We start from the raw sequence: 12,720 nt of genomic DNA, 5'->3' as shown, positions 1-12,720 counted from the left end.
GCAGGCTGTTACGCCGCATCCATCCCGTAGGCGGTATGCAGGGCACGGACGGCCAGTTCGGTGTATTCCTCGGCGATCAGGACCGAAACCTTGATTTCGGAGGTCGAGATCACCTGAATGTTGATGCCCTTGGCCGACAGAGCCTGGAACATGGTCTGCGCCACACCGGCATGGCTGCGCATGCCGACGCCGATCACCGACACCTTGACCACATTGGCATCAGCCCACAGGTCTTCATAGCCCAGCTCGCCCTTCTTTTCGGCCAGCACCTTGACGGCACGGTCGAGATCGCCCTTGGAGACGGTGAAGGTCATGTCGGTGGCACCGCCACCGTGCGAAACGTTCTGCACAATCATGTCGACGTTGATGTTGGCCGCGGTCAGCGGACCGAAAATGGCCGCAGCCACGCCCGGGCGGTCAGCGACCTTCACCAGGGTGATCTTGGCTTCGTCACGGGAATAGGCGATGCCGCTGACGAGTTCCTGTTCCACGATTTCTTCCTCATCGCAAATGATGGTGCCGGGGGCGTCGGAGAAGCTGGAGCGGACCTGCACCCGCACGCCATGCTTCATCGCCATTTCAACCGAACGGACCTGCAGGACCTTGGCGCCAAGGGACGCGCTTTCCAGCATTTCCTCGTAGGTGATCTTATCAAGCTTGCGGGCCTTGGCGACAATCCGCGGATCGGTGGTGTAAACCCCGTCGACATCGGTGTAAATGTCGCAGATATCCGCCTTCAGGGCCGCCGCCAGCGCCACTGCCGACGTATCGGAGCCGCCACGGCCCAGCGTGGTCACCCGGTTATCCGGGCCGATGCCCTGGAACCCGGCGACAACCGCCACCTGACCGTCCTGCATCCGCCGGATCAGATCATCCGTCTCGATCTCGGTGATGCGGGCCTTGGAATGGGCACCGTCGGTGCGGATCGGAATCTGCCAGCCCATCCACGACCGGGCATTGACGCCGATTTCCTGCAACGCCAGCGCCAGCAGGCCGATGGTCACCTGTTCGCCGGTCGCGACCACCGCATCGTATTCGCGCGCATCATGCAGCGGCGCGATCTCGCGGCAATAGGCGACCAGTTTATTCGTCTCGCCCGACATGGCCGACACAACCACGGCCACCTCGTTGCCTGCGTCCACCTCGGCTTTGACACGGCGGGCCACGTTTTTGATACGGTCAACATCACCGACCGACGTGCCGCCGAACTTCATTACAATGCGGGCCATGGGAAGCGATCCCTTCAACAGATCAAAAATCATGCGCCATCGGTTGCCGTAACCGGCGGGCGGGTATACATACTCTGTCACCCTGCCTGACGCAAGGATTGCCCGGCGCATTCCGTGTCAAAAGTATAATGAAAGGAGTAGCCGATGGCCGATGTCCGCACCACCGCTTCACCGGAAGAAGTGGCCAAGTTTGAAGCCATGGCGGACTCCTGGTGGGATCCCAACGGAAAGTTCAAGCCGCTTCATACCTTTAATCCGGTCCGGCTGGAGTTTATCCGCGATGCGGCCGCCACCCGTTTCGGGCGGGAGATCGCTGCCGATCAGCCGTTCACCGGGCTGTCCCTCGTCGATATCGGCTGCGGCGGCGGCCTGCTGTCGGAACCGATGCGCCGTCTGGGCTTTGCCGTCACCGGCATTGATGCCACGGCCAAGAACATCGGCACCGCCTCCGTCCACGCGGAGAAGGTCGGACTGGATATTGATTACCGCGCCTGTCTGGCCGAGGATCTGGCGGCAGCAGGAGAAAAATTCGACGTCGTGCTGTGCATGGAAGTGGTGGAGCACGTCGCCGATGTTGACCTGTTTCTGACCACCTGCGCCCGGCTGGTCAAGCCCGGCGGCATGCTGGTCGGCGCTACTATGAACCGGACCATGAAGTCTCTGGTCATGGCGAAAATCGGGGCGGAATATATCCTGCGCTGGCTGCCGCGCGGTACCCACGACTGGAAGAAATTCCTGAAGCCCAGTGAGTTCGCCGCCGGTCTGCGCGCCGGGGGGCTTGAGGTCAACAGCCTGAAGGGCCTGACCTTCAATCCGCTGGAAAACAGCTGGTCTCTGACCGGCGACCTGTCGGTGAACTATCTGCTGACGGCAGTTCCCGCCGAATAAGACAGGCCGGATCAGACAAAAGGCTGCCCCGTTTTGACAGGGCAGCCTTTTGTCTGCGCAGACAGTTTTGCCTCAGCACACCGGCCGGTCATGCTGGAGGCTGGGCACCTTGCCACGGACCTCAGCCACCTTGGCGGCATCAATGCGGGCCATGATCAGCCCCGGCTCGGTCCCGGCATCGGCCAGCACATCGCCCCACGGGTCAACAATCACCGCATGGCCGTAGGTCTTCCGGTCATTGATGTGGGTGCCGGTCTGGGCCGGGCTGATCACATAACAGCCGGTTTCAATGGCGCGGGCCCGTTGCAGGATGTGCCAATGCGCCTCGCCGGTCACCTTGGTGAAGGCGGCCGGAATGGTCAGGAAATCCGCCCCGCCCTTGGCCAACGCCCGGAACAGATACGGAAAGCGGATATCATAGCACACCGCCAGCCCCAGACGGCCCCACGGCAGATCCACCACCGTCATGCTTTCGCCGGGGCGGAAGGTCGCTGATTCCCGGTAGCTTTCACCGTTATCAAGATCGACATCAAACATGTGAATCTTGTCGTAGGAGGCCACAACCTCCCCCACCGGATTGACCACATAGGTGCGGTTGGCCACCCGGTCACCGCCATCAACCCGGATCGCCAGCGTACCGCAGTGCAGCCACAGGTTCAGTTCCTTCGCCAGCGCCCGGAACCGGGCCAGACCGGGATGGTCTTCCTCAGAATAGGCTTTGGCCAGAATATTGGCCTTTCCCCATTCCATCATCACCACGTTTTCCGGCATGAACACCATATCGGCACCCTTCTCTTTCGCGAGACGGATCAGCCGTTCGGCTTCGGCGATATTCGCCGTCATGTCGTTCAGCGCATTGACCTGAATGCAGGCAGCGGTAAAAGCACCCTTGGTCATGGTATTTACGCCCCCAGCAGCGGATCAAGGCCGCCCTTGGCATCCAGCGCATGCAGGTCATCGCAGCCACCGATGTGCCTGCCATCGATGAAAATCTGCGGAACGGACGTCCGCCCGGCCCGCTGTTCCATTTCCGCTTTGCGGACGCTGTCGTGCAGCACGTCAATCTCGGTGTAGGCAGCCCCCTTCCGGTCCAGCAGGGCCTTGGCCCGGATGCAGTAGGGGCAATGCGACCACGTATAAATTTCGATAGAAGCCATCGTCAGTCCTGTCGGTCGGGGAGTTGGCGTCATAAAAACACCCTGACTGTAGAGAGTTTGCGGCCACAGGAAAAGGTGAAAGCCCGGCGGCAAGGCTGCCGCGCACCGGGTGCATGCCCCGCCCTATGGCCGCATCACCCGCGCCAGCGTCAGCACCGCCACATCCGCCGCCCCCGCCGCCCGCAGGGCACGGGCACAGGCCGACACGGTGGCGCCGGTCGTCAGAACATCATCCAGCAGAACAATCCGCTTTCCCGCCACCCGGGATGGCACAGTCACACGGAAGGCCGTGCGCACATTGTCTTGCCGCTGGCCCCGGCGCAGGGTTCCCTGTGGGGTGGTATGGCGGATCCGTTTCAGAACGGTCACATCGGCCGGCACCCCACACAGGGCCGAAAGGTGCCGGGCCAGAAGAGCCGACTGATTGTACCGCCGGAAAAACAGGCGTCGCCAATGCAGAGGGACCGGCACCAGCAGATCGGCCTCCGGAAGGAGAGCTCCGCCGGCGCGGTGCAGCCAGGCCGCCAGAACTGGCGCCATATGGGTGGCGTCCGCATGTTTGAAACGCAGGATCAGGTCCCGGCTGGCCGGTGTATAGGAAAATGCCGAGCGCGCCCGGCTCCAGACCGGGGGCTGCTTCAGGCAGGCACCGCACAGCAGGCCGGGCTGAGGAACGGAAACCCCGCAGCAGGGGCAGCCTTCCTCTCCCAGAAAGTCAACTTTGGAAAAACAGACCGCACACAGCCCCGGTGCCGCCCCCACCGTCTCGCCGCACCGCAGGCAGCGATGCGGCATAATCAGGCTGAGAGCAAACCGCAGGATCGGCCTGACGGGAGACAGCATCTGCCCTCACCCCGCTGCTGTGCAAACCCGGCTCAGCGCCGCCCGTAGCGGATAAAGTCGGTCCAGCAGCGTTCCACGGTCTCCAGATCGCGCATGGCATCGGTCAGCTTGGCATCCGGCAGGCCCAGAGCGTCCATCTCGGCGCTCAGATGCTTCTGGAGTTCCCGCATCCGCTCACACAGATCCATGCCCTTATCGGTCAGGCCAACCCGGATCGCCCGCCGGTCGTGGGAGCAACGCTCCTGCCCGATATAGCCGAGTTCCGTCAGCTTTTTGATGTTATAGGAAACGTTGGAGCCATGATAATAGCCGCGATCTTTCAGGTCCCGGATCACCACTTCCTCGGTTCCGATATTGGCCAGCAGCAGAGCCTGCACCGCGTTGATCTCTTCGATCCCCAGCCGCCGTAGCTCGGTCCGCAGGACATCAAGATAATGGCGGTGCAGACGCTCAATAATCTGCACCAGACCGAAAGTCGTATCGCTTAAGCCGGACATCTTACGCACTGACCCCATGCTGCCCAAAACTGCCACTACGGCTACTTACTCTCCACGCGGCGGGTCGACAAGAAAATTCGTAAAATTCACAGCAATCCGTCAGATTTAAACGACGTGTAGCCGGTTGGCGACAGAATGATGTGATCGTGAACGATCACCCCCAAAGGCAACGCCGCATCACGGATCTGCCGGGTCATGGCGATATCCCCTTTCGACGGCTGCGGGTCGCCGCTGGGGTGGTTATGCACCAGAATGATGGCACTGGCGGCCAGATCCAAGGCCCGCTTCACCACTTCCCGCGGATATACCGGCGTGTGGTCGATGGTCCCCTTCTGTTGCAACTCATCGGCGATCAATCTGTTCTTACGATCCAGAAACAGCAGCCGGAAGCACTCCTTTTCGCGGAAGGCCATCGTTGCATGCAGGTAATCAAGCAACCGGTCCCACGAGCCGAGGATCGGCCGCCCGACCACCTCTTCCCGCAACATCCATTGTGCCGCCGCAGCGGCGGCCTTCAGGGCCACGGCGGCGGACTCACCGGTGATCGGAATCAGCTGATCCGGCTCCGCTGTCAGCACCGCCCCGACAGACCCGAACCGGGCCAGCAGCTGCTTCGCCAGAGGTTTGACATCCTTGCGGGGAATCCCGAGGAACAGCAGCAGCTCCAGATATTCATAATCCTGCAACCCCTCCGGCGCTTCAGCCCGGACGGACGCGAGAAAGCGTTCTTTCAGGCGCTGCCGGTGGCCAGCGTGAAGGGGGGCAGGTGTCTCAGACATCGGAAGGATCCGGGCAGCAGATCAGGCATACGGCGGGCAATGCCAGCCCTTCGGCGACAGCGTGAAAATTTCACAGCCGTCCTCGGTAATGCCGATGGTGTGCTCAAACTGGGCGGACAGCGACCGATCCTTGGTCACGGCGGTCCAGCCGTCGGCCAGAACTTTCGTATCGGCCTTGCCGGAATTGATCATCGGCTCGATGGTGAAAATCATCCCCGGCTTCAGTTCCAGCCCGGTGCCGGGCGAGCCATAGTGCAGCACGCTCGGTTCGCAGTGGAACACCTGCCCGACGCCATGCCCGCAGAAGTCCTTGACCACCGAGAAGCGGTTGTCTTCGGCATAGGTCTGAATGGCATGGCCGATATCGCCCAGCGTCGCCCCGGGCTTAGCCGCCTCAATCCCCCGCATCAGGCACTCGTAGGTCACTTCCACCAGCTTGCGGGCCTTAACCCCGGGATTGCCGACGTAATACATGCGGCTGGTATCGCCATACCAGCCATTGACGATCGGGGTGACGTCAATGTTGATGATATCGCCATCATCCAGTTTCTTATCACCGGGGATCCCGTGACAGACGACATGGTTGACCGATGTGCAGACCGAACGCGGAAACCCCCGGTATCCGAACGGCCCGTTCGGGACCTTCCGCTCCTGAGTCCAGGCCACCACCAGATCATCAATCGCCGCCGTGGTAATCCCCGGAACGATATGGGGGGTCAGGTGGTCAAGCAGCTCGGCGGCAACGCGTCCGGCTTCCCGCATGGCAGCGAAGCCTTCCGGGCCATGCAGGGTGATTTCGGAGCGGCGGGCAGATCGGGTCATCGGGAGTCAGCTTTCAGCAGATCAAAAAACAGATGGATACGGGCACCGTCGGTTTATACGGTAACCGGCAGGGGCGCACCAACATCAATCCCCAGCGGACTGAGAGTGCAGGTGTAACAGAGCGCCTCCACACCGGCGGCACGGGCACGGCGCAGGGCTTCGGCATAAGTCGGATCAATGTCTTCCGCAATGGCAAACCGTTCCAGCCCGACCGCTGACCGCTGCACCATATACAGCATCACCGCCCGCTTGCCTTCAGCCACCATATCGGAAAGTTCCTGAAGATGCTTGGCCCCGCGTTCGGTGACGGCATCGGGGAACAGGGCAACCCCCTGCCCGCCCGCCATATCCCGGAACAGAGTGACGTTCTTCACCTCGACATAGCAGTCCGGGCGCCCGTCTGCGGTCAGGAAAACATCAATGCGGCTGTTCTTGCCGTATTTCACTTCCCGCTTCAGGCCGGTGTAACCGGTCAGTTCGGCAATGGCACCGGCCTGAATCGCCTCAGCCGCCAGTGCATTGGGATGGCTGGTGTTAACGCCGATCAGGGCCCCGTCCACCTCCACCATTTCCCAGGTGTACTTCAGCTTGCGCTCCGGGTTGCTGGCTGGCGACAGCCACACCCGCGACCCCGGGGTTGAGCAGCCGAGCATAGAGCCCGAATTGGCGGTGTGGGCGGTCACCACGGTCCCGTCATCCAGCGTAACATCGGCCATAAACCGCTTGTACCGCTTGATCAGGGTGCCGGAGATCAGGTCTGTTGAGAATTGCATGCAAATACCCTAGCCGTTTCCGCTGGTGTCGTCGAGAGGGCTGGACGCCTCCACACCGCAGACCTGCGCCCCCAGGGCTTCGGCAAGGCTGTGGGTGGCACTGCCCGGTTTCTTCGGCTGCGGCTGATTCTCTGCCGGGGCCCAGCCCAGCATCCACAGCACCTGAAAGGTTGCGGTAATCCGGCCGTCAGGGCCCGCATACCGCTCATGATACAGCTGCGCCGCCCGCAGCAGGGTGTTCCGGCGGGAAAAGGTTTTCCGCCGCTCCAACACGGCATTGCTTTCCCCCATGCCGCGCAGATCCTGCATCAGCTTCAGGGCGGAGCCATAGGTGACGGTGATGCGGTCGGTATCAACCACCGGCAGGGCAAAGCCAGCCCGCTGCAACAGCATCCCCAGATCCCGCACATCGGTCAGCGGGGATGTGCGGGGTGACAGCCCCCCCTCAAGCTCAACTTCGGCATCAACCAGACACTCCCGCAGCTCCTTGAGGGTTTCCCCCCCCAGCATGGCCCCGATGAACAGGCCATCCGGCTTCAGCGCCTGACGGATCTGGACGAAAGCCCCCGGAAGGTCATTGACCCAATGCAGGGCCAGCGAGGACAGGACCAGATCCAGCGTTCCGCTGGCAAACGGCAGCGCTTCTTCATCGCAGGCCACGGCAGGGCCACGGCTCCGGGCTGCAAAGGCCGGGGCCAGATCGGTGGAAATCAGGGTCTCAATGCCGTGCTGCCCGCGCAGGCGTGGGGCCAGAAGTCCGCCGTGGCTGCCGAGATCAACCGCAATGGGAAAGCTGCGGGTGATATCCTCAAGGCGCTCGGTCAAACGGTCGGCAACCTCTTCCGCCAGAAAGGAGAACTCCTGAAAGGCCCCTGCGGCGCGGGCCTGATGCCGGGATACCGCCCGACGGTCAAAGACCTGATGAACCAAAGCCCTGATCCTTTATCACCCCGGAACAGATGTCCCGGGATCCGCCTGTTTCAAAAGGGCGGGCACCCATGGCTGCCCGCCCCTGCATTCATCCGGGTATTCTGCGGAAAATCAGGCCGGGGCCTGCGTCTGCAACGCCAACGCATGCAGTTCCCCGCCCATCTTTCCCTTCAGCGCGGCATAAACCATCTGGTGCTGCTGCACGCGGCTCTTGCCGACAAACTCCTTGGAAATCACCAGCGCGGCATAGTGATCGCCATCGCCCCGCAGGTCTTCGATGGTCACATCGGCATCCGGCAGCGCTTCCTTGATCATCTTTTCGATATCGGCGGCATCCATGGCCATGGTCTGTCTCCCTCTGAAGCGCATTTGGTTTTATGCGGTTAGATAACCGCTTCTAAGACTACACTGTTTTCCCCGCTGAACGGCAGCAGGAAATGCAACGGGCCGGAACAGGGAGCCGAAACGGAGGGCCGGAACGGCAGATGCCCCGCCCGATGGCCGGTGCTGACGCACTGGAGATAGCCATCGGACGGGGCATCAGCAAGGGGTAATCCCTCCCCCGGTCCCATCATGGAGCCGGAGGGGGTGCCACATCAGGCACCGTGGGACATGTACTCAGGCAACCAGGCTTCGTTGGCATCGCGCAGGGCCTTAACCGGCACGGCAACACCACCGTTGACCGACAGAGCATCACCGCCGGTGACGCCGATCTTCACCGCCGGAACCCCGGCAGCGGCAGCCTGCGCCAGCACCGCATCAACCTTCGCGGCATCAACGGCAACCACATAACGGGCCTGATCTTCACCGAACAGCGCCGCATGCAGCGGGCCGCCGAAATCGACGGTCAACGCCGCGCCGATGCCCGAGGACATCGCCATTTCGGCAACCGCCACCAGCAGACCGCCATCGGCAATGTCATGCACGGTATTGGTATCACTCGCCGTGATCACGCCACGGACAAAGTCACCGACCTTGCGTTCCAGCACCAGATCCACCGGCGGCGGAGCACCTTCTTCACGACCGGCGATTTCACGCAGGTACAGGGACTGACCCAGCCAGCCCTTGCGATCGCCCTGCCCGAACAGCACCAGAACCTGACCTTCGGCCTTGAACGGAATGCTGGCAGTCTTGTCGAGGTCATCAACCAGACCGACGCCACCGATGGCCGGGGTCGGCAGAATGGCCTGACCGGCGGTTTCGTTGTACAGCGAGACGTTGCCCGACACGACCGGATAGTCCAGCGCGATACAGGCTTCGCCGATGCCCTGACAGGCCCCGACGAACTGGCCCATGATCTCCGGCTTTTCCGGGTTGCCGAAGTTCATGTTGTCGGTGATCGCCAGCGGACGGCCACCGACGGCGGTGATGTTACGCCAGGTTTCGGCCACGGCCTGCTTGCCGCCCTCGACCGGATCGGCCTTCACATAACGCGGGGTGCAGTCTGTGGTCACGGCCAGACCACGGTTGGACCTGTGCAGGCGCACCACACTGGCATCGCCACCCGGGCGGCCGACGGTGTCGCCCATCACCATGTGGTCGTACTGTTCCCAGATCCAGCGGCGGCTGGCGAGGTCCGGCGAGGCGATCAGACGGGCCAGAGCCTCGTTCCACGCCAGCTCGGTCACGTCAGACGGCTGAACTTCCGGTGCCTTCGGGGTCGGAATCCACGGACGGTCATATTCCGGGCTGGCAGCGGCCAGCGGATCAATCGGCAGGTCACCGACCACTTCGCCGTGCCACTTCAGCACCATCCGGCCGGTATCGGTCAGGGTGCCGATAACGGCAAAGTCCAGTTCCCACTTTTCGAAGATGGCGCGGGCCATGTCTTCCTTGCCGGGCACCAGCACCATCAGCATGCGTTCCTGCGACTCCGAGAGCATCAGCTCATACGGGGTCATGCCGGTTTCACGCATCGGCACCTTGTCCAGCTCCAGCTCCACGCCCATGCCGCCCTTGGACGCCATTTCGAAGGAGGAGGAGGTCAGACCGGCAGCGCCCATGTCCTGAATGGCGACGATGGCATCGGTGGCCATCAGTTCCATGCAGGCTTCGATCAGCAGTTTTTCGGTGAACGGGTCGCCGACCTGCACGGTCGGGCGCTTTTCCTCGGAATCCGCATTGAATTCCGCCGAGGCCATGGTGGCCCCATGAATACCGTCGCGGCCGGTCTTGGAGCCGACATACACCACCGGATTGCCGATCCCGGCAGCGGCGGAATAGAAAATCTTATCCTGCTGGGCGACGCCAACGGTCATGGCGTTGACGAGGATGTTGCCGTTGTAGGAGGAGTGGAAGTTCACTTCCCCGCCAACGGTCGGCACGCCGACGCAGTTGCCATAACCACCGATGCCCGACACCACGCCGGACACCAGATGGCGGGTCTTGGCGTGGTCCGGCGAGCCAAAACGCAGGGCGTTCAGGTTGGCGACCGGACGGGCCCCCATGGTGAACACGTCGCGCAGAATGCCGCCGACACCGGTCGCCGCACCCTGATAGGGTTCGATGAACGACGGGTGGTTGTGGCTTTCCATCTTGAAGATGGCGGCCAGATTTTCCCCGATGTCGATGACACCGGCGTTTTCACCCGGACCGCAGATGACCCACGGCGCCTTGGTCGGCAGGGTCTTCAGCCACTTCTTCGAAGACTTGTAGGAGCAGTGCTCCGACCACATCACCGAGAAGATGCCCAGTTCGGTCAGGTTCGGCTCGCGGCCCATAATGTCGAGCACGAGCTTGTATTCATCGGCGGTCAGCCCGTGCTGAGCGACGATTTCAGGGGTGATCTTGCTCATTACGACAGGGCCTCCACCAGAGCGTCAAACATCGGCTTGCCGTCAGCGCCGCCAAGCTTCGGCTCGATCAGGCGTTCCGGGTGCGGCATCATGCCGAGCACGGTGCCCTTCCCGTTGACGATCCCGGCAATGTTGTTACGGCTGCCGTTGATGTTGGTGGCGTCGGAGACCGTGCCATCGGCACCGGCATAGCGGAAGGCAACCTGCCCGTTGCCCTCAATCCGCTTCAGCAGCTCGTCATCGGCAAAGAAGTTGCCGTCATGATGGGCGACCGGGAAACGCACCACTTGCCCCTTGGTGTAAGGGCGGGTGAAGGCGGTTTCGGTGTTTTCGACCTTCAGGTGCACATCGCGGCAGATGAACTTCAGGTCACGGTTGCGCATCAGCGCACCGGGCAGCAGACCGGCTTCGGTCAGGATCTGGAAGCCGTTGCAGACGCCCAGAACGCGCACGCCCTTTTCGGCCATGCGCTTCACTTCACGCATCACCGGGCTGTGGGCGGCCATGGCGCCGGACCGCAGGTAATCCCCGTAGGAGAACCCGCCGGGGACGGCGATCAGGTCAAGACCCTGCGGCACTTCGGTTTCCCGGTGCCACAGCATGATCGGGGCCTTGCCCGAACTTTTTTCCAAGGCCACTGCGAGGTCACGGTCGCAGTTGGAACCAGGGAAGACAATGACGGCGGCTTTCATGTCACGTCTCGCTTCAATATCAGTGGATTGAGAAGTCAGCGCAGGGGGTCGGCGAGCCACGGAACATCCTCCGGCTCCGCCTCCGGCATCCGCGCCGATCAGCCCTCGATGGAGATGGCGTAGTTCTCGATCACGGTATTGGCGAGCAGTTCCTTGCACATCCGCTCGACGGCCTCACGGGCCTTGGCGGCATCGGTTTCCGCCAGATCGAGTTCAATGTACTTGCCCTGGCGCACGTCATCGACGCCAGAGAAACCGAGCGAACCCAGAGCATGCTGAATCGCCTTGCCCTGCGGGTCGAGAACGCCGTTCTTCAGAGTGACGTGTACCTTGGCCTTCACGGGAAAATCCTCTCGTCAGGAAAGATCAAAAAATGGAAAGGGGGAGAAACAGGGGGAACAATAGGCGAAGGGGCCGCGCACGGCGGCCCCTGTCGTCTTTACTGCATGGTTGCCGGACCCGGCATATCACGCGGGCCACCTTCCGGCATGATGCCGAGGCGACGGGCAACTTCCTGATAAGCCTCTTCCACACCGCCCATATCGCGGCGGAAGCGGTCCTTATCCATCTTCTCGTTGGTCTTGGTGTCCCACAGGCGGCAGTTATCCGGGCTGATCTCGTCAGCCAGAATGATCTGCACTTCCCCGTTTTCGTGCTGCACCCGGCCAAATTCCAGCTTGAAGTCAACCAGCTTCAGGCCGATGCCGAGGAACAGACCGGACAGGTAGTCATTGACGCGCAGGCTGAGGGACAGGATCTCGTCGAGTTCCTGGATGGTTGCCCAGCCGAAAGCCGTGACATGCTCTTCCGACACCAGCGGATCGCCGAGGGCATCGTTCTTGTAATAGTACTCGACGATGGAACGCGGCAGCTGTGTGCCTTCCGGAATCGCGAAACGCTTGCTGATCGAACCCGCGGCAATGTTACGGATCACCACTTCGATCGGGATGATCTCCACTTCCCGCACCAGCTGCTCCCGCATGTTCAGGCGACGGATAAAGTGGGTCGGCACGCCGATTTCGCCCAGCTTCTGGAACAGGTACTCGGTGATGCGGTTATTCAGCACCCCTTTCCCGGTGATGGTGCCCTTCTTCTGATTGTTGAAGGCAGTGGCATCATCCTTGAAGTACTGAACGATGGTCCCCGGCTCCGGCCCTTCGAACAGGATCTTGGCCTTGCCTTCGTAAATCTGCTTGCGACGTACCATGGAGCGGTGTCCGGCTGTGGTCCCGGCAGCGGCACACCCCGCCGCGACCGGATGAACTGAGGGGAAAGACGACCGCGCGGCTGTAAAACCGATAGCCTGACCGCGCAT

15 protein-coding genes are annotated in these 12,720 nt (G+C 62.0%); 1 reads left to right on the top strand and 14 read right to left on the bottom strand.

The annotated features are described in order from the left end of the window. Positions 1 to 8: 8 nt before the first annotated feature. The gene (locus FHS48_RS06800; protein ID WP_184262697.1) at positions 9 to 1,229 is read right to left on the bottom strand and encodes an aspartate kinase; all 1,221 of its coding nucleotides are present in this window, start codon (positions 1,227 to 1,229) and stop codon (positions 9 to 11) included. 144 nt (positions 1,230 to 1,373) lie between these two features. Between FHS48_RS06800 and ubiG the strand changes: the two genes are divergently transcribed. After that, complete coding sequence (ubiG, locus tag FHS48_RS06795; RefSeq protein ID WP_184262695.1) at positions 1,374 to 2,117, top strand: bifunctional 2-polyprenyl-6-hydroxyphenol methylase/3-demethylubiquinol 3-O-methyltransferase UbiG; 744 nt, start codon at positions 1,374 to 1,376, stop codon at positions 2,115 to 2,117. A 72-nt stretch (positions 2,118 to 2,189) separates the two neighbouring features. On the opposite strand, the gene FHS48_RS06790 is transcribed toward ubiG, so the two are convergent. The 13 genes from FHS48_RS06790 to purC form a co-directional block, all read right to left on the bottom strand. Next, positions 2,190 to 3,014, bottom strand: coding sequence for a carbon-nitrogen hydrolase family protein (locus tag FHS48_RS06790; RefSeq protein WP_184262693.1), 825 nt, complete (start codon positions 3,012 to 3,014; stop codon positions 2,190 to 2,192). A gap of 5 nt (positions 3,015 to 3,019) precedes the next feature. Continuing rightward, a complete protein-coding gene (grxC, locus tag FHS48_RS06785) occupies positions 3,020 to 3,274 on the bottom strand; it encodes a glutaredoxin 3 (RefSeq protein ID WP_184262691.1) in 255 nt (84 codons plus the stop codon). Positions 3,275 to 3,397: 123 nt separating this feature from the next. After that, complete coding sequence (locus tag FHS48_RS06780; protein WP_184262689.1) at positions 3,398 to 4,117, bottom strand: ComF family protein; 720 nt, start codon at positions 4,115 to 4,117, stop codon at positions 3,398 to 3,400. A 32-nt stretch (positions 4,118 to 4,149) separates the two neighbouring features. Continuing rightward, positions 4,150 to 4,614, bottom strand: a complete 465-nt coding sequence (locus tag FHS48_RS06775) for a MarR family winged helix-turn-helix transcriptional regulator (protein ID WP_184263010.1) — start codon at positions 4,612 to 4,614, stop codon at positions 4,150 to 4,152. An 86-nt stretch (positions 4,615 to 4,700) separates the two neighbouring features. Then, positions 4,701 to 5,393, bottom strand: coding sequence for a RadC family protein (gene radC, locus FHS48_RS06770; protein ID WP_184262687.1), 693 nt, complete (start codon positions 5,391 to 5,393; stop codon positions 4,701 to 4,703). A 21-nt stretch (positions 5,394 to 5,414) separates the two neighbouring features. Beyond that, positions 5,415 to 6,215, bottom strand: coding sequence for a type I methionyl aminopeptidase (gene map, locus FHS48_RS06765; protein ID WP_184262686.1), 801 nt, complete (start codon positions 6,213 to 6,215; stop codon positions 5,415 to 5,417). Positions 6,216 to 6,268: 53 nt separating this feature from the next. After that, complete coding sequence (sfsA, locus tag FHS48_RS06760) at positions 6,269 to 6,988, bottom strand: DNA/RNA nuclease SfsA (protein WP_184262684.1); 720 nt, start codon at positions 6,986 to 6,988, stop codon at positions 6,269 to 6,271. A gap of 9 nt (positions 6,989 to 6,997) precedes the next feature. Beyond that, positions 6,998 to 7,918, bottom strand: a complete 921-nt coding sequence (locus tag FHS48_RS06755; protein WP_184262682.1) for a methyltransferase domain-containing protein — start codon at positions 7,916 to 7,918, stop codon at positions 6,998 to 7,000. Between the two features lie 111 nt (positions 7,919 to 8,029). Further along, entirely contained in the window at positions 8,030 to 8,263 is a 234-nt protein-coding gene (locus FHS48_RS06750) for a BolA family protein (protein ID WP_184262680.1), read from the bottom strand. Between the two features lie 251 nt (positions 8,264 to 8,514). Continuing rightward, entirely contained in the window at positions 8,515 to 10,713 is a 2,199-nt protein-coding gene (gene purL, locus FHS48_RS06745; protein ID WP_184262678.1) for a phosphoribosylformylglycinamidine synthase subunit PurL, read from the bottom strand. Beyond that, a complete protein-coding gene (gene purQ, locus FHS48_RS06740) occupies positions 10,713 to 11,405 on the bottom strand; it encodes a phosphoribosylformylglycinamidine synthase subunit PurQ (protein WP_184262676.1) in 693 nt (230 codons plus the stop codon). Before purQ ends, purL begins: the two co-directional genes overlap by 1 nt. 98 nt (positions 11,406 to 11,503) lie before the next feature. Continuing rightward, positions 11,504 to 11,746, bottom strand: a complete 243-nt coding sequence (gene purS, locus FHS48_RS06735; RefSeq protein ID WP_019643728.1) for a phosphoribosylformylglycinamidine synthase subunit PurS — start codon at positions 11,744 to 11,746, stop codon at positions 11,504 to 11,506. Between the two features lie 98 nt (positions 11,747 to 11,844). Next, complete coding sequence (gene purC / locus FHS48_RS06730) at positions 11,845 to 12,612, bottom strand: phosphoribosylaminoimidazolesuccinocarboxamide synthase (RefSeq protein ID WP_184262674.1); 768 nt, start codon at positions 12,610 to 12,612, stop codon at positions 11,845 to 11,847. Positions 12,613 to 12,720: the final 108 nt, after the last annotated feature.

The organism is Novispirillum itersonii, assembly GCF_014205675.1.
Classification (GTDB): Bacteria; Pseudomonadota; Alphaproteobacteria; order Rhodospirillales; family Rhodospirillaceae; genus Novispirillum; species Novispirillum itersonii_A.
The sequence above is the reverse complement of the archived record's forward strand: the minus strand, read 5'-3'. Positions and strand labels throughout refer to the sequence as shown.